The following is a 20,117-nucleotide window of genomic DNA, read 5'->3' on the forward strand; positions in this document are numbered from 1 at the left end:
CACAATGAGTGAGCATGAAAGTTATCTCCACGAACGTCGCTGTCCGCCGCCCCGAGCCGCACGGGCGGCACGAGTACACGGGCATCGATAAGCAGCCGCGCCCCTTCCTGGACTTGGAGGTCCCCGGGCCCGCCTACGGTGACGGCTCCGGCGTGGTGGGGGATTCCATCGGTGACCACGCCCACCACGGCGGCGCCGAGAAGGCCGTCTACGCCTATGCCCGCGAGGAGCTTGACTACTGGGAGGGCACGCTCAACCGCGTTCTGCGTGACGGCTACTTTGGGGAGAACCTCACCACCGAGGGGATTTCCTGGCCGAATATGCTCATCAACCAGCGCATTCAGGTGGGGGAGTGCGTGCTCGAAGTCTCTATCCCGCGCCAGCCTTGCGCCACCTTCTCCGGCTGGATGGACGAGCCCGGCTGGCTCAAGTCCTTCACAGAGCGCGGCGATTGCGGCTCTTACCTGCGCATCATCGAGCCGGGCCGCATCAATCCCGGCGATGAGATCACCCTCATCAGCCGCCCCGACCATGGCATCACCATGGGCATGGCCTTCGCCGCCAAGATGGGGGACAAGGACCTAGCCCGGCGCGTCGTCGACGCCGGCTGCCTCGCCCCCATTCACCACGATCAGCTGGTCAAGCGCCTGCAGGCCCGCGGTTAGCTAGCCATTCATAGGTTGTCGCTTGTGAACCGCGCGTGCCATCCATACGCACGAATCGTGCCTTCACCAGTGACTTCAGCGCATATCGGACCTGCGCTCGAGTAAGGTTTGTGGCTGTTTCTATTTCGCCGATAGACAGCGGTTGTGCCGCCGTACGCAGCGCCTCCGCTACGCGCGGGGCGTTAACACCCAGGCGTTCCAAGGTCACTGGTGCATCCACTCGTCGTTCCGGGCCGGTGCCTGATTCCTCCTTGCGTAGTGGCTCCCAGATACGGGCCTCTCCACGAGTGTCCGGCCGCCACATTTTCACCGTAAATTGCACGCCAGAATCTATCAGGTCAGGCTCCGGTAGTCCTTGCTCTCGCGCGGCATCCAGCATGAGCTGCACGCCGCCGCCTTCGCCCTCAATAACAAAAGAGCCATCGTCTGCTTTGAGATATCGGCACAGTCTATAGAGCCGCTGGTTAATCTCCTGGCGCGCCAGATCTCTCGACTTGAGCTGTTCAACCGTCAGATCCCGTAGGCCTCCTGGACTGGAGATAACCATCTTGTCCGGTAATAGGCGGACATCAATCGATTTACCCGCACCCAACGTATTTGGCCCAAGATCACGGTGCACCAATGCATTAGCCACGGCCTCTCGAATGGCCGGAAGGGGAAGTTCAGGAACTTCCACCATTGATCCGTCCTCTCGATATCGCCGTACGGCGGCTAAACGTTGCCTTACCCATCCCATTACCGAGTTCAACAGCACCGGAACGGGCCCCTCAAAGGTCTCCAACCCCAACACTCGCCCGTGCTTCGAACCATTTGGTAGCCTTTGCGCCACCGTTACTGCTAAGGAGGGAAAATGCCCTTGGGGATAGAAACCCAGCGCATACAGGCCAGCAAGCGTCAGCTCTCCAGTCGCGGTCGTCACCGCTAGCGCCCGTAAGACGTCCTCATCTTGAGTAAGTCCCGATAGTCGCCGATTCTTTTTCCGCGCCTGAACCAAGAAATCTTGCACCACGTCGCTATCTAGGTCTGCAAGGCTCGTGCCTTCCACAATCGTCGTGTCATAGGACACTGCCTCTTCGGCATGCAGCTTTGCCACGTCCATCATGCGCAGCTCCGAGGCACTCATACGGTAGTCCCCATCAGCCATTCGAAGATACGCTTCTCCCCTGTAGATAGCAGGCTTATCAATGATCGGAAGACCCGTAACCTCCGCAATCACGACATGCGTGCCATCTATTGCCACACTGTCGGTATGCACTGTGACTGGAGGGGTGATGGCATGACGCGCCTGCGAGGCCAGAGCAGCCTCCATCTCCGAAGGATTCTCAATGCCAGTGACAATGAATCCTTCCTTCTCATTGACACCGAGAATGATAAGGCCGCCACTCGGCATGTTTGCGAACGCACACAATGTCTGCGGTAGAGAGTCCGGAATGCCCCCTTGAGCGGTTTTGACCTCGACTGTTGTTGAATCACCGCCGCGCAACTCAAGCTCAGCCAATAGCTCTCTCAGCTGATTCTCGGACCAATTGTTCACGATGAATACCCGCCCTCAATGTTAACAATGACGGCTCAATGCTAACTTCATTCCTCTTCAATGACAAGAGTTCTCATTGATCTTCCCATTGAGGTGTCATTGACATTCTCATTGAGGCCAAATTATGGCCCTGAAACCCCGTATGTTTAAGCTTTATCTAGCGCATAAACCGCAATGAGTGGTTGGATAAGAGTTATCCAACCACTCATTTGCTGTCTGACGAATGGATAGCCTCTACAAGCCTCACTACGTTACCGAGAGCTGGATCCCCGAATCAGGCTCCGGCATTCCCCGGCGCGATAAGGCCGGAGGCCCTTTTTAGGTCTATGTCCCTGACCATTTTGTAAGTAAGGCATGGAGTTTTCCCCAGAGCTCACCAGCCGGGCAGCACGTATCGAGCGAGAGATCTTGAATCTCAACCGTCATGCTGCTTCTGGCCAGTTGGAGTCTGTGGCCCGCTTACTCATGCGTTCTGAGGCGATTTCTTCCTCACGCATTGAAGGTATTGCGCCCAACGTCGACAAGGTTGTCCTCGCGGAACTCGCCCAAAAGGAGGAAGTCCGCGGCTTTAAGGAAGTCCGCGGCTTTAAGGAAAGCGCGGAAGAGGTTGCGCGTAACCTCACCGTTCTGTGTTCCATTGAGAAGAGCTTTGCCACCGAACCAACATCTCCATCGGCCTTCTTGAAAAGCTCCAAAGAGAGTTGATGGGGGAGAAGGGCTCTATCCCCACTGGTCTCCGCACTATTCAAAACTGGATTGGTGGAAGTAACCACACACCCTTTGGGGCCGAGTTCATCCCAGCGCCCCCACGTCTAGTCCATGACCTCGTGGACGACTTATGTCTTTACCTCGATGGCGCTTCGCACGGTGCTCTCATCCAGGCCGCGATTGCTCACGCTCAATTCGAAACGATTCACCCATTTGCAGATGGCAACGGCCGTGTGGGCCGTGCTCTCATTCATGGGATTCTTCTGCGTCGCGGACTTACTGAATACACCATTCTGCCGGTATGCCTCGTCCTCGGTACGTGGTCCAAATCGAAAGCTACCTGCCTTTTCGCACCATCAAGCGTGGGAAAATCCTCACCATGAAGCGCACGTATAAGTGGGAGCATGTCGAGATTCCCCTCATCCGGAACTAGGCCGCAGTTCATTTTTAAGAGCCGGTTTGACCGCTTCCGGAGTGCAATACGGCGATGGATACGAGGCCACGTGGGAACTGCGCGCCGAGGAGAACTGGGTGACTGAACGTGTGTCGGTGAACGTTGAAGGCGACGGATGGGGGCGAAGCCTCGAGCTGTTTAGGTCCGAGCAAGGCGTGTGGTCGGCGGAAACCACTGAAGAGGGCGCCCAGCTTGAAGATCTGCCCTCCCCCGGTATCGTCCAGTCAGCCGACCTGAAAGCCGCACTCGATTGCGCTCTCGGTCTGTGCCCTCTCACCAACACAATGCCTATTCGTCGCTTGACGCTGCTTGAGACTCAGGTTCCGAAAACGCAGCTGATCATGGCTTGGATTGATATACCGTCCCTCCAGGTGATCGCATCAGACCAGTACTACAGCTCCGTCGATTCTGAAACTGTCCGATATGAAAGCGGAACACGGGGAGTCGACGTCGAGTTGGAGGTCGACGGTGGCGGCGTGGTCGTACACTACCCTGATCTCGCACGGCGGGTCTGATCCGGAAGCAACTCTAACTAAGCTGGGCGGTATGAACGACCTGACCATCGCACCTGGCCCAGGGATCCCCGGGGGTCTGGTCATCGTCGCCGCCGACCTGACGGAGCGGTTCGCGAAGTCGTCGGGACCAGGTGGCCAAGGCGTCAATACTACGGACAGCAAAGTGCAGCTTTCCGTCGATATCGCTACGTGCTCATCGCTTTCCGACGCCCAGCGTCGCCGCGTCCTCCACAACCACGAGCACCGCCTAGACGGCACCGTCCTTACCGTTACCGCATCGACCCAGCGATTGCAGGTACGCAACCGCGCTGAGGCACGCGAACGCATGGCCGCCCTCTTGCGCGAGGCGCTCGCTCCGCCTCCTCCCCCGCGGCGCAGGACCAAGCCGACGCGGAGCTCGGTGCGACGCCGTCTCGAAGCGAAAAAGCGGCGCTCGGAACTCAAGTCCACGCGACGGCGGCCCCAAATTCCCTAGTTCGAACCATCCGCATGCATATCCTCACGCTGACGGACCTGGTTCGGGTAACCGCTACGCTGAGACAACTTGGACCGGTTGAATCCACTCGATTTCCGAGAGGATCTTGTCTTCCGCCACGTCCAAGTCATATTGAGCCTGTAACCCGAGCCAGAACTGGGGGCTCATCTCGAAAAACTTCGCTAGACGAAGGGCCGTGTCAGCGGTTACAGCGCGCTTACCGTGAACAATTTCGTTGATCCGGCGGGGCGGAACGCCGATGGAGACGGCGAGCTTGTGCTGGGTGATCCCCATTCCTTTGAGGAAGTCCTCCATGAGGATCTCACCGGGGTGAACCGGAGGGAGCTTGTCAGTGGTAGTCAACGATCTCAACCTCCTCTGGCCCCGCCGATCACCTTTCAACGCCTCGAGCCGGTTTCCCCGGGGAATCCGCTCTCGATTCCACAGACGCTCAGTGTCCTTGTCAGCGAACGACTGGATCATGCTTCACCTTATCCCCCATAACGCGAAGCGTCAATAACGCTACGCGTTAAATTTGAACTCCACGGTATGTAGTTGCAAAGTTACTTTCTCGTTAGCCTGCAACAATCAGAAAACTGTAATTACGTCAGCACACAGAGAACATATGGGCGCATGGAAACACGTAAAGGTTGTGCGGGATGGCGTGGACGTCAACGTGAAGATTCTGGAGAACCTCGCCGCGCACGTCGCTCCCGCGTTGGGTGGCAGCCGAACCACAAAGGACCAGTCATCTGCTATCCCATCGACTAATTCCTGCAGGTCGCAGGACCTTCGCGTAACCGTCAGTTCAGTGGATTTTGAATAGTTCAGCACACGTTGTATTGTTCAGCACATGCTGACTATTGCTTCACGCCTCGACGTTATGAACCGGCTCGGCCGGGCCATGGCTGATCCGACGCGTTCCCGAATCCTGATGACCCTACTCGACGGTCCGGGCTACCCGGCCGAGATTTCGCAAAGCTTGGATCTGACTCGCTCGAACGTCTCGAACCACCTGTCCTGCCTACGCGATTGCGGCATCGTCGTCGCTGAGCCGGAGGGCCGTAAGACCCGCTACGAAATTGCCGATCCGCACCTCGCGGCGGCGCTCGAAGCGCTGGTCAACGCGACGCTGGCCGTCGACGAGAATGCCCCCTGCATCGACAATGAGTGCTCGGTGCCCGGCTGCGGCGAGAAAGGAACGGACGCATGAGTTCAGCATGTGGATGCGAACACGAACCCGCCACGGAGATCGAAGAGCTCGATCGGCCATGGTGGAAGGACCCCGAGCTACTGCTACCGATCTTCTCCGGCGTAGCCCTCATTACAGGACTGGCGCTGGACTGGTCCGACTTGGAAACGCCCGCAACGGTACTGTATTGGCTTGGCCTGCTGTTAGGCGCTTACACGTTCGCACCTGGAGCGATCCGGAACCTTGTCACGAAGCGCAAGCTCGGCATTGGTTTGCTTATGACGATCAGCGCGGTCGGCGCGGTGATCCTTGGTTTCGTCGGAGAGGCCGCGGCGCTGGCGTTCCTGTACTCGATCGCCGAGGCGCTGGAAGACAAGGCGATGGACCGGGCCCAAGGCGGACTGCGGGCACTATTGAAGCTGGTACCGCAAACCGCGACCGTGCTGCGCGACGGTACGACGGCCGAGGTCACTGCGAAGGACCTTGAGGTTGGCGAGCTAATGGTCGTACGCCCCGGGGAGCGGATCGCCACGGACGGCATCATTCGGTCCGGACACTCCAGCCTTGACACCTCAGCGATCACCGGAGAATCCATTCCGGAGGAGGTTGCGCCCGGCGACGAGGTACCCGCGGGAGCGATCAACTCCGCCGGTGTGCTGGAGGTCGAGACGACCGCAGCTGGAACGGACAACTCGCTGACCACACTCGTCGACCTCGTCGAGCAGGCGCAGGCGGAGAAGGGTGACCGCGCCCGGATCGCCGACCGGATTGCCCGACCTCTCGTGCCCGGGGTGATGATCCTGGCGGTGCTGGTCGGCGTGATCGGCTCGCTGTTGGGCGACCCCGAGACTTGGATCACCCGTGCGCTGGTGGTCCTGGTCGCAGCGTCGCCGTGCGCGCTGGCAATCTCCGTGCCGCTGACGGTCGTGGCCGCGATCGGCGCGGCCAGCCAGTTCGGAGTAGTCATCAAGTCCGGCGCGGCGTTCGAGCGACTCGGCGGCATCCGTCACCTAGCGGTAGACAAAACCGGAACCCTTACCCGCAACCAGCCCGAGGTTACCGGAGTGGTCCCGGCAGACGGATTCGATCGGGCGCAGGTGCTTTCCTTCGCGGCGGCGGTTGAGCAGCAATCGACGCACCCCCTCGCCGCGGCGATCGTGGCAGCGGAGCCCGAAGCGCCCACCGCCTTGGATATCAGCGAGGAAGCCGGTCAAGGCATCGGCGGCACCGTCGAAGGCCGACGGGTGCTGGTCGGCAGCCCCCGATGGATCGACGCCGGGCCACTGAAGGCGGACGTTGAGCGCATGGAGTCCGAAGGCCAGACCTGCGTCCTAGTCACCGTCGATGACGCTCTCGCCGGGGCGATCGGGGTGCGCGACGAGTTGCGGCCCGAGGTGCCCGATGCCGTGCAGTCCCTGCACGACAACGACGTAGAAGTGAGCATGCTTACCGGCGATAACACTCGCACCGCCCGGGCGCTAGCTGAAATCGCCGGAATCGACGACGTGCGCGCCGAGCTGCGACCGGAGGACAAGGCAAGCATCGTCGCCGAACTCTCCTCCAAGACGCCGACGGCGATGATCGGCGACGGCATCAACGACGCGCCGGCACTGGCGGGCGCAACGGTGGGCATTGCGATGGGAGCAACCGGCTCTGACGCCGCGATCGAGTCCGCTGACGTCGCCTTCACTGGCCACGACCTCCGGCTGATCCCGCAGGCGCTGCAGCACGCCCGCCGAGGCAGCAGGATCATCAACCAAAACATCGTGCTGTCTCTGGCCATCATCATCGTGTTGATGCCACTGGCGATCAGCGGTGTACTGGGCCTGGCCGCCGTCGTGTTGGTACACGAAGTCGCCGAAGTCATCGTGATCTTGAACGGCCTGCGGGCTGCACGAGCGAAACGCTGAGGCTGTGACCGGCAAGTCTTATAAGGGTTGAACCACGCGCCGAGCGCACACACACGTTGGACCAGGCGAGTCATTCGAGTTCACCGCCTGGTCCTTCTCGATGCGTGCAGGCACGGGAACTGTGGGTGAACCTAATAGTTCCACGGGCACAGCCTTAAAGTTTGCGGATACGCTCTGCATCAGCCACGAGGTTCTGCGTGAGCTTCTCGGATTCAAGACCACTCAAGTCACAGTTGTCGAAGCGGGCCAGCCAATCAGCACGAATGGCGGGGGAGTCGAACCAGGTTGCGCGCTCAGCCTCAATATCCTCGATGCCGCTCAAGGTACGGCCGTCGCGGGTGCGGATCTCGAGGTCGTCGACAAGCGGGGCAATCGCTTGAAGCCCTGGGACGATGGCCTTAAAGCCCGTCGTGTGGGAAACCTCATTGGTCCAGCGCGGGTAGCGGCTCACGCGCTTCGCCTCCAAGTAACGCTGGACGACGCCCAGCCTGGAGACCTCCTGCGCCACCGCCAGGCCCACGACCTTCACGCGGAAACCCGCGGAGCGAAACTTGGCTATTTCACCCGCGATGAATTCCGGGTTAGACAGCGTGTTTTCAATGATGAGCGAATGCCCATGCTGGCGGCCATATTCAATGAGCGAGGACATCCAATAGGGGACCGGGCCATTGGTGAGCACGTCCATGCGCAGGGGGTCGCGCTCCATGATCTCGTCGAGGGCGGGGTGCAGCTTCCGAACCTCATCGGAATCAAGGACCGCATGACCATTCTTTACAGATTCAATAGCCGTTGATTTGCCTGACGCTGGCTGCCCCGCCACATAAATGACTTCTGGAACAGACGGACTGTGAGCATTCGATCGGCCAAAGTAGCTGGCTTGCAGAGTCTTTAGCCGTTGCTCCATGACCTGCGGATCAACGGGGAAGTCAGCGGCGGAAAGCATAGGCTATGCCGCTTTGTGCTCGGAGGAGAGGGCTTCAAGCCGCTGCGCAAAGAGAGCCGCAGCGGCGCGGATGGCTTCAATGTCGGTTGAATCAACACCACTGACTATGTCCTCTACCAGCCAATTCTGACGAATCCACCATTGTGATTCAACATCGTTGCCTGCTTCAGCAGCCCTAGTGAGGTAGGCAGCTTTCAGCGAGGACGCAACCTCCTTCATGGCGTCGAAGGCTGCGTACTCGATCTCCGGGACTTTGGCGGTGCTCATGGCGCTAAGAATAGCAGCGCCATGTCGGTTTTAGCCGTTGATGATCTGCGGGTAGGCCAGGCCCTTGAGGCCCTCAGTACCGAACTCCACGCCGTAGCCGGAGGACTTGATGCCGCCGAAAGGCACGCGCGGATCCACAGCACCGTGGCTGTTGATCCAAGTGGTGCCAGCCTCCAGCTGAGCAGCGACGTCCAGAGCGCGCTCACGGTTGGAGGACCACACGGAGGAGCCCAAGCCCACGTCAAGCTTGTTGGCCTGCTCGATGGCCCAGTCGAGGTCGGTGTACTTGATAATCGGCAGTGCCGGACCGAACTGCTCCTCGACGACCAGCGGGTTATCCGGGTCGATATCCGCCACCAGGGTGGTGGGGTAGAAGTAGCCCGGCGCGTCGTAGTCCGGGTCGCCGCCCAGCAGCACGCGGGCACCCGAGTCCTTGGCAGCGTTGACGAGCTTGTCAACGATGTCGAACTGCTGCTTGTTCTGCAGCGGGCCGAGCACGTTCTCTTCCTCCAGGCCCACGCCCATCGGGGAGGCCTTGGCCACCTCGATGAGGGCTTCGCAGACGGCGTCGTACAGCGACTCCGGCACGTACACGCGCTTCATCGCCGCACAGGTCTGGCCGGTGTTGATGAACGCACCCCAGAAGAGGTCGCCGGCGATCTCCTTCGGGTCGGCGTCGTCCAGCACGATGCCGGCATCGTTGCCGCCGAGCTCCAGCGTGAGGCGGGTGAGGTTGTCGGCGCTGGCCTCCACGATCTTCTTGCCGGTGGCGGTGGAACCGGTGAACATGATCTTGTCGACGCCCTCGTGGGTCGTCAGCGCCGCACCAACCTCACCGGCACCGCTGACGACCTGGAGAACACCCTCCGGAAGCACGGAATTCACGACCTCGAGCAGGCCCAGTACGGATAGCGGGGTGTACTCGGAGGGCTTGACGACGACCGCGTTGCCCATACGAAGTGCCGGCGCAATCTGCCAGATGGTAATCATCATCGGCCAGTTCCACGGGCCGATGGCACCAACGACGCCGAGCGGACGGTAGTTGACGGTGGCGGTGATGTCATCATCCACGGCGGTGTAGTTGGGGTGCTCAAAGGAGGCGGTAGCATTCAGCCAACCGGAGCAGGCACCGACCTCGAAGCGGGCGTTCGGTCCGTTGAGCGGCTTACCCTGCTCACGGGAGAGCAGCTCCACGAGCGCCTCTGCGTTAGCGTCGATGGCGGCGGCGGCCTTGGTGAGAAGCTCGCAACGCTCTTCGTCGCTGAGCTTGGCAAAGTCCTTCTGGGCAGCACGTGCGGTCTCAACTGCAGCGTTGAGGTCCTCTACGGTGTTTTCTGGGGCGCGGCCAACGACCTCACCTGTGGCGGGGTTGAGGATGTCGCGTCCATTCTCGTCCGTGATGGCGTTGAGCAGATCAGCGTACGTAGCGAACTGAGTCATGAGATCTCCTTCAAGGAAGTCGAGGGCCCCGCGAGCAAAGCCCAAAAGATACTTTTGTTTAGGATGTTACCTGCACCACACATGTCGTCTTGACTCTGCGTGCACACAATTTGTCCAAAAATGTGCCAGTTCTCACGATATGATTCCAGTTATGTCTTCCTCCGCCGTTGAACATTTCGATATCGCGTCGTGGCGCACCGCGTCATCCGATTCTTTTGGACAACTCGACGTGGACGCCGAAGACCCCTCTTCCTTTCACGCCACGCTGCGCTCAACGAAGGTGGGGGACATATCCCTCTTCGATATGCACACCTCCCCGCACACCGTGAACCGATACAAGGTTTCCACCGACGAAGTCCCTTTTTGCAAGCTCAGTCTGCAGATCACAGGCTCCTCAACCATGAGCCAGGACGGGCGAACCTGCGAGCTTCGCCCAGGGGACCTAGCGCTATACGTCACCCAGCGGCCCTACACCCTGCGCTATCCGGAGGAACAAAACACCCTCATTGTTCACTTCCCGCAGAGCTTCCTCGACATCTCACCCGCGCAGATCCAACGCCTCACCGCGAATCCGATCTCACGCTCACACGGCCTCGGCGCGGTGGCCGTGCCCCTCTTTGAACAGCTTGCCAAGAACCTGGACCTATTGAAGGGCCCGCATGCCACGGCCCTAGTCCGCTCGGCGCTGACCATGCTGGTGTCAGTCTTGGCCTCCGACGTCGCCGACGAACCCTCTGCAGGCACACTTCTGTTCAACCAGGCCACCGCCTACATCGAGAAGCACTTGGGCGACCCGGACCTAGGCCCCAGCACCATCGCCCAAGCACTCTTCGTATCAGTGCGCCACCTCCACGCCAAGTTCTCCGAACAGGGCCTCTCTGTAGGCAGCTACATCAGAACGAGGCGCCTAGAGCACATCCGCAGAGAACTCGTCGACCCGCGGCACTCCGAGGAATCAATCAGCCACATCAGCGCCCGCTATGGCCTGCACGATCCCTCGCACCTCTCACGCATCTTCAAGGCGGAGTTCCACAAGTCGCCGAGTGCGTACCGAGCGGCGGCCAGCGACTAACCACGCAGCTTATTGATGACCTCGCGTGCGGTGGAGATTCCGGTTTCGATGGCTCCATCAACAACCACTCCACGCCAACCGGAAGCCCAATCGGCTCCTGCGAAGTGCAACGAGGAAGTGGAAGTGCGGAAGTGGTGCCACCCCTCCGTGAACTGGCCTCGCCGCAGTGTGGCCCAGGCCTGGCCGGAGTACTCGTCGGCTACCCAGTCATGACCGGTGACACCAACAACCTCAAGATCTGGGCGCCACTGGTCAACGACCTTTTGGGCATCCTCAATGCTTTCCAGATCAATCTTCTCGTGATCGGAGCCGAAGGCGACACAAATGGTCGTGTCGTCATCTTCGAAGTACTCCGAACGCAGCACAGACACAACGGCCGGCTGAGGCGCGTAGCCGAAAATATTGTGGTGCCCCTTGATCTTGATCCACGCCTTGAAACCAGTTGAGTTCCATTTCTGCTCGACAGTCTTCTGCGCGCCCTCGGGCAGCCCTGGCGTAAACGTAATGTTCCCCAACGCACCGACCGGAACCGTGACAATCACCGCGTCTGCCGTTTCGGAAGTACCGTCCGCATATGTAACGGTGGCTGAATCTTCTCCATGCTCAATCGCCGTCACCGCAGTGTTTAAACGAATTTCTCCGGTCAGATCTTTTGCAATGTTGCCGTAGATACCCCGCATGCCATTGACGAGCTTGTATCGCAGCGTTTGCTCATCCACCAAGGAAAGACGGTGATCGCACAAGGCTGCCCACTGCTTGGCCATCAAAGAGGAGCCCTGTTCTGGGTACCCGATGTACCCGGCCGACCAGTAAGCATTGCACAAGTCCTTTTCTTCTTGTGTGAAGTCACCGTCTTCTAATGCGTCAAGAACTCCAGCCTGATCTGCAGCGAGGAAAGCATCCTTTAACTCTTGGGATGCACCGAATTTTTCATCCAGCACAAGCAGCGGCTTGTGCGGCTCTGGGAAGAATTCGCGAGAATTCTCGAAGATCTTCTCCATCGGCCGAGCCAATTTGGCATCCATTTCTGCCTCCGTGCCAGACTTCAGCTCTCCGCCGGCATACCAGTAGGCGGTATCTACAACGGGCGAAGCGATAATGTCCTGGCCATAACGAGTGATTTCGGACCAGACATGCGGCTGATGCCAGTGCACCCAGGTTGCACCGATCTCCAACGGACGTCCGAGCCTGTCATCCGTCCACGCACGGCCACCAATGCGGTCGCGTGCTTCCACGATGTGATAGTCAATTCCAGCGGTTTGCAACTCGCGCGCTGCCGTTAGACCTGCGAATCCTGCACCAACGACGATTACATTCTTCTTTTCCATGATTGCCTTCCTCAAGTTTTAGATTTGGTCAAGATTGTCTTGAAGACCTGCGTAGATATGCGGCTTCTTATGTTTCAAGTATTCGCCCCAGACAAGGCCAAGGATTCCGGATGCGATGATGATTCCCGGCATTACCCACACGAGGGCATCCGGGCCGGTGTCGCCAATCATGAGCGGGAAATTCATCAGCACCAGTACGAAGACAGCTGAGAGTCCGCAAGCTGACACAAGCGGTGCAATGATGCGAGTGAATAGGTTGTAGCCTTTTTCTTGCTTGTTGAGCCATACCATGATGGACACACTCACCACTGCGAGCAGGAACACCAGGCCAAATGCCGCCGCGTTAGTAAGCCACGTAAAGAGAGTAAGAACTGGGAACAGCTCGCCCATTTCACTCCCATTTCCAGCCACTGCGAAGCCAGCGACGACAACGACTGCAAGTGTTGTCTGGGTAAGAGACCCAGCTATAGGCGCGCCTTTAGCAGATGATGTCGCGAACTTCTTAGGAAGAACGCGTGAGCGCCCGAGGGAGAAAAAGTATCGCGCTGCGGCGTTATGGAACGCCACGAGAGCAGCAATAAGCGAGGTTACAAACAAGCAGTTCGCTATGTTGGAAGCAAACACTGAATAGTCGCCCAACCACACGAAGACTAGGTCGGGACCAAGCTCAGTTGCCTTGTCGATGACGACGGAGGGCCCCACTCCCTGAGCGAATGCCCATGCCGAAAAGGCGTAGAAAAGGGCAATAGTTCCAACAGCGATATACGTGGCCTTCGGAACCGTCCGCTCCGGATTTCGTGCTTCTTCCGAGTAGATCGCACCAGACTCAAAGCCCATGAAGGCCGCGATTCCGAAAGCGAGAAGCACGCCAATGCCGTTAGTGAAAAACTGGCCTGGACGCATCGTCTCCGCGGTGATTCCCTCGGGAGCAACGCCTAGCGACAACAAAGAAACACCGGCAACGACGAGGAATTCAAGCGCTACTAAAACTCCCAAGACCTTGGCCGAGAAGTCGACGTTGCTGACTCCCATGACTGCTACCAAAAGCCAGCCAACCAAAGCCGCCATCCACCACGAAATGCTCGTGCCGAACCAACCATTGATCAGATTGGCGAGGGAGAAACCGAAGATTCCGTACAGACCAACTTGCATCATGTTGTAGGAAACCAAGGCCAGAATTGCAGCTGCGATTCCTTGACGGTTGCCCAACCCCTCTGACACATAGGCGTAGAAGGCTCCTGAGTTCTGAATCTTCGAACTCATAATTCCGTACCCGACTGCAAAGAACACGAGGATGATCCCAAGCGCTAAGTAGCTCCAAGGGACCCCCAACAATCCAGATACCGCAAAGTTGGTCGGTACTCCTCCCGCGAGCACAGTAAGGGGGGCGGAAGCCGCAATAATCATAAAGACTAGCGACGTTGTCCCTAGGCGCCCGGCGCCCAGGCCGCCCTCTTGGTCGTTGGGAGCCCGGTGCCCGGGCTGTACGTTTCGAGCGGGTAGCACTGGTGACTGCGTCGATGTGTCCACGCCAACTCCTCCTTACTAACTATGTCGGCCCGAGATGCCTTGGAGCGAGCCCAACGTATCTCGGTGTGTAGTTAGCAATTGTGTCCCGTCACACAGAGTTATTGTTGTTTGTGCGTGATCACGATTTGTCTATGAGTGCTGTCACACCACATCAGCGCGAATACTATGCGCAAAAGACAATGCTGGCACCTCCCACAAAGGAGATGCCAGCATCATTATCAGCGGATTTAATGCACTATTTATGCATTCGCGTACGGGTCGCGCATAGCGATGTACTGCAGCGAGGTGTACTCGTCCAGGCCCTCAGCGCCGCCCTCGCGGCCCATGCCGGACTGCTTCACGCCACCGAATGGGGCAGCGGCGTTGGAGATGACGCCGGCGTTGAAGCCCATGAGGCCGAACTCGAGGCCGTCACCGATGCGCCACATGCGGTCCGAATCCTCGGTGAACACGTAGGAGGCCAATCCGTACTCGGTGTCGTTAGCAATCTCAATTGCTTCCTTCTCATCAGAGAAGGTCAGGATCGGAGCAATCGGGCCGAAGATCTCCTCCTGTGCCACGCGGGCATCACGAGGAACGTTCGTCAGGACGGTCGGGGCGTAGAAGTAACCCTTGCCCTCACCCGGCTTGCCACCGACGAGGGCCTTGGCGCCCTTGGCCACGGCATCGTCGACAAGCGCGGTGATGTTATCCAGCGCCTTCTGCTCCACGAGCGGACCACAGGTAACGCCCTCATCGAGGCCGTTGCCCACCTTGAGCTCACCGATGCGCTTGGCGAACTTCTCCGCGAACTCATCAGCAATGGACTCGTGAACGATGAAGCGGTTGGCAGCGGTGCAGGCCTCACCGATGTTGCGCATCTTGGCGCCCATTGCGCCCTCGACGGCCTGGTCAATGTCGGCGTCCTCAAAGACGATGAACGGAGCGTTGCCGCCCAGCTCCATCGAGGTGCGCAGGACGTTGTCCGCAGCTGCCTTGAGCAGAGTCTTGCCCACCGGGGTGGAGCCGGTGAAGGAAACCTTGCGCAGACGAGAATCCGCCATGATCGGCTCGGAGATAGCAGACGCAGACTTACCGGAGACCACGTTGACCACGCCAGCCGGAACGCCAGCATCAATCATGGTCTGTGCGAAGTACTGGGTGGTCAGCGGCGTCAGCTTGGCCGGCTTCACCACCATGGTGCAACCAGCGGCGATGGCCGGTGCAATCTTACGGGTAGCCATGGCCAGCGGGAAGTTCCACGGAGTGATAAGCAAGCACGGGCCCACCGGCTTACGACGGGTCACCATGCGCAGGGTGCCCTCCGGCGCCGGCAGGGTACGGCCGTAGTCACGAACGGCCTCCTCGCTGAACCAACGCAGGTACTCAGCGCCGTAAGTAACCTCACCGTAGGACTCTGCCAGCGGCTTGCCCATCTCCAGGGTCATCAGCGCAGCGAACTCGTCCTTGCGCTCCTGCACCAGGTCAAAAGCACGGCGCAGCAGGTTGGAGCGCTCGCGGGTGGACGTGCGTGCCCACTCATCCTGCACGGCGCAGGCGGCGTCCAAAGCCTTCTTCGCATCCTCAGAAGTAGCGGAGGCAAGGGTGGCGATAACTTCACCGGTTGCCGGGTTTTCCACGTCGAAAGTGGATCCATCGGAGGCGTCTACCCACTCACCGTTAATCAGCAAGCCAGTCGGAACCTTGGCCAGCAGCTCGTCAATATTGACCTTGTTGTTTTCACTCATGGTTCTTTTTTACCCTCCCAAATGGAATTTGTCTGCCAGTTGGCGTGCCGCACCCGAAAGAAGTTGAACATCCGCCCCAACCAGGGCAAATGATGCGCCGGAAGCTATGTATTTCTGGGCCTGTTCAAGGTTGAAAGCGTTGACGCCTACCTTCTTTCCGGAAGCGCGCACGGCTTCAAATGTGTGATTAACCGCCTCGATCACATCCGGATGGGTCTGCTGACCCAGCAGCCCCATGGAGGCCGCCAGATCAGAGGGACCGACGAAGATGTTGTCCACCCCGTCAAGAGCCACGATTTCTTCCACGTTCTCTACCGCGGTCGCAGACTCAATCTGCACCGTGAGGCTCACCGTATCTGAGGCATTGGCGAGGTAGTTCTCCACGCCGTTCCAGCGTGAGGAGCGGGCCAGCGCCGAGCCCACGCCGCGCACGCCGCGGGGAGGGTAGTGCATGGCTGCTACGGCCGCCTCGGCTTCCTCGGCGGTATCAATCATGGGCACCATCAAGTTTTGTACACCCAGGTCAAGGTACTGTTTGATGAGTGCCGTGTTGTTTACTGGCACGCGGACCACGCGCGTCAAGCCGTAGGCGTCGGTAGCCCGCAGCAGAGAGAGGATGGTTTCGAGGCCATAGGGCGAGTGTTCGCCGTCGATCAGCGTCCAGCTAAAGCCAGCCGAGGCGATGATCTCCGCTGCAGCCTCCGAGCCGGAACAGATCCAGGCGCCAACGAGCGGCTGCTCGGCCTTTTCTAGGACGTCCGCAAAGGTGGGCGGCAGCTTTACTGAAATCGGCATGTGATGGACCCCAACTTTCCATAGTCTGCATGGACGGTATCGCCCGGTTCAACCCACATGGGCTTGGTGAAGGAACCGGCCAGGATGATGTCGCCGGCGGCAAGGCTATCGCCGTGCGCGTGAAGCTTGTTGGCAAGCCAGGCCACGCCCATTGCCGGGTGGTTCAGCACGGCCGCCGCCACACCCGTATCTTCGATGGACTCGTTGCGGTAGAGCAATGCAGACACCCAGCGCAGGTCGACGTCCGCGGGATCCACCGGGTTGCCGCCGTAGATCATGGCGCCGAGGGCTGCGTTATCCGAAATGGTGTCGACAATGGTGCGTCCCTCCATCTCAATGCGGGAGGAGAGGATCTCCAGGGCCGGGACGACGTACTCCGTCGCGCGCAGCACGTCGAAGATGCTGCAATTCGGACCCTTGAGTTCCTCCTTGAGCACGAAGGCCAGCTCGACCTCGATGCGAACATTCGAGAACTTCGCGTGCTCGATGGTGGAGCCGTTCTCATAGACCTGGTCTTCAAAGATGGCGCCGTAGTCTGGCTCGGTGATTCCCGTGGCTTCCTGCATGACCTTCGAGGTCAGGCCAATCTTACGGCCGACGAGACGACGTCCGTCTTCGATGCCGCGGCGCACCCACTCGCGCTGCACCGCGTAGGAATCCTCGATGCTCATCTCCGGGAAACGGGCGGTCAGCAGCGGAACCATTGACCGGTCCTTTTCGGCCTGCGCCAGTTCATCTGCAATAGCGATGTGCTGTTTTTCATCCAGCATGTACTTCGCTCCTTACTATGTTGTTAGTTGTTAATCGTTGCGGTTTCACGTGAAACGACAACGCGGCCCCGCGTTATGAGCGCATTATCGACGCCGCGGGACCACGTTTATCAACCTGAGTGCTGGGGACTTCTAGAGCTGGTTACCCAGCTTGTACTCGCCCTGCTTCCACTCCGGCATCTCGTCCGAATCTTCCTTACGGGTGTAGGAGAAGCCGTCCGCACCAATAGTGGCCTCCAGTTCGGACTCGTCCTCGCGAGCGACCAGCGGCACCGGGTTGCCGTCCAGGTCAAGGACGGTGGAACCGTCACGGTACCAGGACGGAACAACCGGGGTTCCCCACCAGTCACGGCGCTGGTTATCGTGAACATCCCAGGTCACGACCGGGTTATCAGGGTCGCCGGTGTAGTAGTCCTGGGTGTAGATCTCCACGCGGTGGCCATCCGGGTCACGCAGGTACAGGTAGTACGCGTTGGAGACACCGTGGCGGCCTGGGCCGCGCTCAATGCGGTCGGATTCGCGCAGCGCACCCAACTTGTCACAAATCGCGATGATGTTGTGCTTCTCATGGGTAGCAAAGGCGATGTGGTGCATACGCGGGCCATCGCCACCGGTCATGGCGGTGTCGTGCACCGTCGGCTTACGACGCATCCATGCAGCGTAAACGGTTCCTTCCTCATCGCGAATGTCCTCGGTGGTGCGGAATCCGAGCTCCTCCATGTACTTCACGGCAGCAGGGACATCCGGGGTGATCTGGTTGAAGTGATCGAGGCGAACGAGCGCACCAGGGATGTGGGCGTCGTATGCCCAGGCCAGACGCTCACGGTGCTCAACCTCGTAGAAGAACTCGTACGGGAATCCCAACGGGTCCTGAACACGCACGGAGTCACCGATGCCCTTGACGAAGCCATCCTTGTTACGGCGGACCTCGCAGCCACGTGCCTTGTAGAACTCCTCGGCGAGATCCAGATCCTCCGGCGAACGAACGCGGAAGGAGAATGCAGCGACGGCAGCGACGGGGCCCTGACGCAGCACGAGGTTGTGGTGGATGAACTCTTCGTAGGTGCGGAGGTAGATTTCGTTCTCGTTTTCCTCGGTCACGACGAGACCGAGGGTGTCAACGTAGAACTTACGGGATGCAGCGAGATCGGTAACGATGATCTCCATGTAGGCGCAACGCAGAATGTCGGGGGCCTGAATGTCAGCCATGATGGCTCCTTAGTGTGAATTAGTAATGGGGGAGTGAAGGGGGCGTGTAGACGTTACTGGTCCTGCTTGCCAAAGACCGGGTTGTGCACCTTGTCCAGGTTGATGTGGACGGCCTGCTGATCGGTGTAGAAGTCGATCGAGCGGTAGCCGCCCTCGTGGCCCAGGCCGGAAGCCTTCACGCCGCCGAAGGGGGTGCGCAGGTCGCGGACATTGTTGGAGTTGAGCCACACCATGCCGGCCTCAACGTTCTGGGCAAAGTTGTGGGCACGCTTCAGATCCGAGGTCCACACATAGGCGGCAAGACCATACTTCGTGTTGTTCGCCAGCTCGAGTGCCTCTTCGTCGGTATCGAACGGGGTGATAGCAACGACGGGGCCGAAGATTTCTTCCTGGAAGATTCGTGCGTCCGGCTTGACGTCAACGAAGACGGTCGGCTGAACAAAGTTGCCTTCCGGGAAGCCTTCCGGACGCTCGCCGCCGGCGGCCAGGGTGGCCTCCTGCTTGCCGATCTCGATGTAGGAGGTGACCTTCTCGTAGTGCTCCGGGTGCACCAGGGCGCCGACCTCGGTGGTCGGATCGGAGGGCAGGCCCACCTTCACGCGCTTAGCCTGGGCGGCGTAGCGCTCCACGAACTCATCGTAGATATCGCGCTGAACCAGGATGCGGGAGCCGGCGGTGCAGCGCTCACCGTTGAGGGAGAAGACGCCGAAGATGCAGGCGTCAATAGCTGTCTCCAGGTCGGCGTCGCTGAAGACGATGGCCGGGGACTTGCCGCCCAGCTCCATCGACAGGCCCTTGAGGTGCGGGGCTGCGTTGCCGAAAATGATCTGGCCGGTGCGGGACTCGCCGGTGAAGGAGATCAGCGGGACGTCCGGGTGCTTAACCAGCGGGTCGCCGGCGTAGCCTTCTTCGCCGAAGCCGTTGACCAGGTTAAAGACGCCCTTCGGGAGGCCGGCCTCCTCGAAGATGCCTGCCCACAGCTGTGCGGAAAGCGGAGTGAACTCGGCCGGCTTGAGGACGACGGAGTTACCGGTGGCGATGGCCGGGGCGAGCTTCCAGGACTCCAGCATGAACGGGGTGTTCCACGGGGTAATCAGGCCCGCCACGCCAATCGGCTTACGGTTGACGTAGTTGATCTGGCGGCCCGGTACCTTGTAGGCGTCGTCAGCCTGGGCGACAATCAGGTCAGCGAAGAAGCGGAAGTTCTCCGCAGCGCGCTTGGCCTGACCGTTGGCCTGGGTGATCGGCAAGCCGGAGTCGAAGGATTCCCAAGCAGCGAGCTTGTCTGCGCGGCTTTCGACGATGTCGGCGATCTTGTTGAGGACGCGGGCGCGCTCACGCGGCAGTGCCTTAGACCATGGGCCGTTCTCGAAGGCGTCCTTAGCGGCGGCGACCGCCTTGTCAATGTCCTCAGGCTTGCCAGAAGCGGCCTTGATGTAGGCCTTATTGGTTACCGGATCGAGGACCTCGAATTCATCGCCGTCAATCGACGGGACAAACTCGCCGTTGATGTAGTGAAGAATCTTCTCTGGAAGGTCGGTGGGCTTAGCAGCATCGTTGTTGATAGCCATGAGTACTGTGAA

General features: G+C 59.5%; 20 protein-coding genes. 8 read left to right on the top strand and 12 right to left on the bottom strand.

The window, feature by feature from the left end:
• Positions 1 to 14 precede the first annotated feature (14 nt).
• Positions 15 to 665, top strand: a complete 651-nt coding sequence (locus FME68_RS06720; RefSeq protein WP_158396813.1) for an MOSC domain-containing protein — start codon at positions 15 to 17, stop codon at positions 663 to 665.
• On the opposite strand, the gene FME68_RS06725 is transcribed toward FME68_RS06720, so the two are convergent.
• Positions 640 to 2,199, bottom strand: a complete 1,560-nt coding sequence (locus FME68_RS06725) for an ATP-binding protein (RefSeq protein WP_328287751.1) — start codon at positions 2,197 to 2,199, stop codon at positions 640 to 642. The genes FME68_RS06720 and FME68_RS06725 overlap by 26 nt on opposite strands.
• A 354-nt stretch (positions 2,200 to 2,553) precedes the next feature.
• Here FME68_RS06725 and FME68_RS13240 point away from each other — a divergent pair, with 354 nt between their 5' ends.
• The 4 genes from FME68_RS13240 (at position 2,554) to arfB (ending at position 4,351) form a co-directional block, all read left to right on the top strand.
• Complete coding sequence (locus tag FME68_RS13240) at positions 2,554 to 2,904, top strand: Fic/DOC family N-terminal domain-containing protein (protein ID WP_070524145.1); 351 nt, start codon at positions 2,554 to 2,556, stop codon at positions 2,902 to 2,904.
• On the top strand, positions 2,904 to 3,290 hold the full coding sequence (locus FME68_RS13245) for a Fic family protein (RefSeq protein WP_101736553.1): 387 nt from the start codon (positions 2,904 to 2,906) through the stop codon (positions 3,288 to 3,290). Before FME68_RS13240 ends, FME68_RS13245 begins: the two co-directional genes overlap by 1 nt.
• A 76-nt stretch (positions 3,291 to 3,366) precedes the next feature.
• Positions 3,367 to 3,876, top strand: a complete 510-nt coding sequence (locus tag FME68_RS06740) for a putative glycolipid-binding domain-containing protein (RefSeq protein WP_158396815.1) — start codon at positions 3,367 to 3,369, stop codon at positions 3,874 to 3,876.
• Positions 3,877 to 3,907: 31 nt separating this feature from the next.
• On the top strand, positions 3,908 to 4,351 hold the full coding sequence (arfB, locus tag FME68_RS06745) for an alternative ribosome rescue aminoacyl-tRNA hydrolase ArfB (RefSeq protein ID WP_010187974.1): 444 nt from the start codon (positions 3,908 to 3,910) through the stop codon (positions 4,349 to 4,351).
• A 54-nt stretch (positions 4,352 to 4,405) separates the two neighbouring features.
• On the opposite strand, the gene FME68_RS06750 is transcribed toward arfB, so the two are convergent.
• Positions 4,406 to 4,714 carry a HigA family addiction module antitoxin gene (locus tag FME68_RS06750; protein ID WP_158396817.1) on the bottom strand — a complete coding sequence of 103 codons (309 nt, stop codon included), beginning with the start codon at positions 4,712 to 4,714 and terminating at the stop codon, positions 4,406 to 4,408.
• 490 nt (positions 4,715 to 5,204) lie between these two features.
• Here FME68_RS06750 and cmtR point away from each other — a divergent pair, with 490 nt between their 5' ends.
• Positions 5,205 to 5,564, top strand: a complete 360-nt coding sequence (gene cmtR, locus FME68_RS06760; RefSeq protein WP_070510053.1) for a Cd(II)/Pb(II)-sensing metalloregulatory transcriptional regulator CmtR — start codon at positions 5,205 to 5,207, stop codon at positions 5,562 to 5,564.
• Positions 5,561 to 7,453 (top strand): heavy metal translocating P-type ATPase, encoded by a 1,893-nt coding sequence (locus tag FME68_RS06765; RefSeq protein WP_154762388.1) that lies wholly within the window; start codon positions 5,561 to 5,563, stop codon positions 7,451 to 7,453. The genes cmtR and FME68_RS06765 overlap by 4 nt, the downstream gene beginning before the upstream one ends.
• A gap of 154 nt (positions 7,454 to 7,607) precedes the next feature.
• On the opposite strand, the gene FME68_RS06770 is transcribed toward FME68_RS06765, so the two are convergent.
• From FME68_RS06770 to FME68_RS06780, 3 genes are read right to left on the bottom strand one after another with little or no spacing between them, the layout of a single operon-like run.
• Entirely contained in the window at positions 7,608 to 8,396 is a 789-nt protein-coding gene (locus FME68_RS06770) for a zeta toxin family protein (protein ID WP_158396819.1), read from the bottom strand.
• 3 nt (positions 8,397 to 8,399) lie between these two features.
• Positions 8,400 to 8,663 (bottom strand): hypothetical protein, encoded by a 264-nt coding sequence (locus FME68_RS06775; protein WP_070524133.1) that lies wholly within the window; start codon positions 8,661 to 8,663, stop codon positions 8,400 to 8,402.
• A gap of 30 nt (positions 8,664 to 8,693) precedes the next feature.
• Positions 8,694 to 10,103: an aldehyde dehydrogenase family protein gene (locus tag FME68_RS06780; protein WP_158396821.1), complete on the bottom strand. Its 1,410-nt coding sequence runs from the start codon at positions 10,101 to 10,103 to the stop codon at positions 8,694 to 8,696.
• Between the two features lie 151 nt (positions 10,104 to 10,254).
• Between FME68_RS06780 and FME68_RS06785 the strand changes: the two genes are divergently transcribed.
• The gene (locus tag FME68_RS06785; protein ID WP_102234306.1) at positions 10,255 to 11,175 is read left to right on the top strand and encodes an AraC-like ligand-binding domain-containing protein; all 921 of its coding nucleotides are present in this window, start codon (positions 10,255 to 10,257) and stop codon (positions 11,173 to 11,175) included.
• Here FME68_RS06785 and FME68_RS06790 read toward each other — a convergent pair.
• The 7 genes from FME68_RS06790 to hpaE all read right to left on the bottom strand — a co-directional run bounded on the left by FME68_RS06790 (position 11,172) and on the right by hpaE (position 20,105).
• On the bottom strand, positions 11,172 to 12,503 hold the full coding sequence (locus FME68_RS06790) for an NAD(P)/FAD-dependent oxidoreductase (RefSeq protein ID WP_102234305.1): 1,332 nt from the start codon (positions 12,501 to 12,503) through the stop codon (positions 11,172 to 11,174). The genes FME68_RS06785 and FME68_RS06790 overlap by 4 nt on opposite strands.
• An 18-nt stretch (positions 12,504 to 12,521) precedes the next feature.
• Positions 12,522 to 14,033: an APC family permease gene (locus FME68_RS06795; protein WP_250224445.1), complete on the bottom strand. Its 1,512-nt coding sequence runs from the start codon at positions 14,031 to 14,033 to the stop codon at positions 12,522 to 12,524.
• Between the two features lie 239 nt (positions 14,034 to 14,272).
• Positions 14,273 to 15,760, bottom strand: coding sequence for an NAD-dependent succinate-semialdehyde dehydrogenase (locus FME68_RS06800; protein WP_158396823.1), 1,488 nt, complete (start codon positions 15,758 to 15,760; stop codon positions 14,273 to 14,275).
• Between the two features lie 9 nt (positions 15,761 to 15,769).
• Complete coding sequence (locus FME68_RS06805; protein WP_158396825.1) at positions 15,770 to 16,555, bottom strand: HpcH/HpaI aldolase family protein; 786 nt, start codon at positions 16,553 to 16,555, stop codon at positions 15,770 to 15,772.
• Positions 16,540 to 17,325, bottom strand: coding sequence for a 2-oxo-hept-4-ene-1,7-dioate hydratase (gene hpaH / locus FME68_RS06810; RefSeq protein WP_158396827.1), 786 nt, complete (start codon positions 17,323 to 17,325; stop codon positions 16,540 to 16,542). The genes FME68_RS06805 and hpaH overlap by 16 nt, the downstream gene beginning before the upstream one ends.
• Before the next feature lie 132 nt (positions 17,326 to 17,457).
• Positions 17,458 to 18,534, bottom strand: a complete 1,077-nt coding sequence (gene hpaD / locus FME68_RS06815; protein ID WP_070512976.1) for a 3,4-dihydroxyphenylacetate 2,3-dioxygenase — start codon at positions 18,532 to 18,534, stop codon at positions 17,458 to 17,460.
• 53 nt (positions 18,535 to 18,587) lie between these two features.
• Positions 18,588 to 20,105 carry a 5-carboxymethyl-2-hydroxymuconate semialdehyde dehydrogenase gene (gene hpaE, locus FME68_RS06820; protein WP_070547163.1) on the bottom strand — a complete coding sequence of 506 codons (1,518 nt, stop codon included), beginning with the start codon at positions 20,103 to 20,105 and terminating at the stop codon, positions 18,588 to 18,590.
• Positions 20,106 to 20,117 lie beyond the last annotated feature (12 nt).

The organism is Corynebacterium hiratae (assembly GCF_009708045.1).
Taxonomy (GTDB): domain Bacteria; phylum Actinomycetota; class Actinomycetes; order Mycobacteriales; family Mycobacteriaceae; genus Corynebacterium; species Corynebacterium hiratae.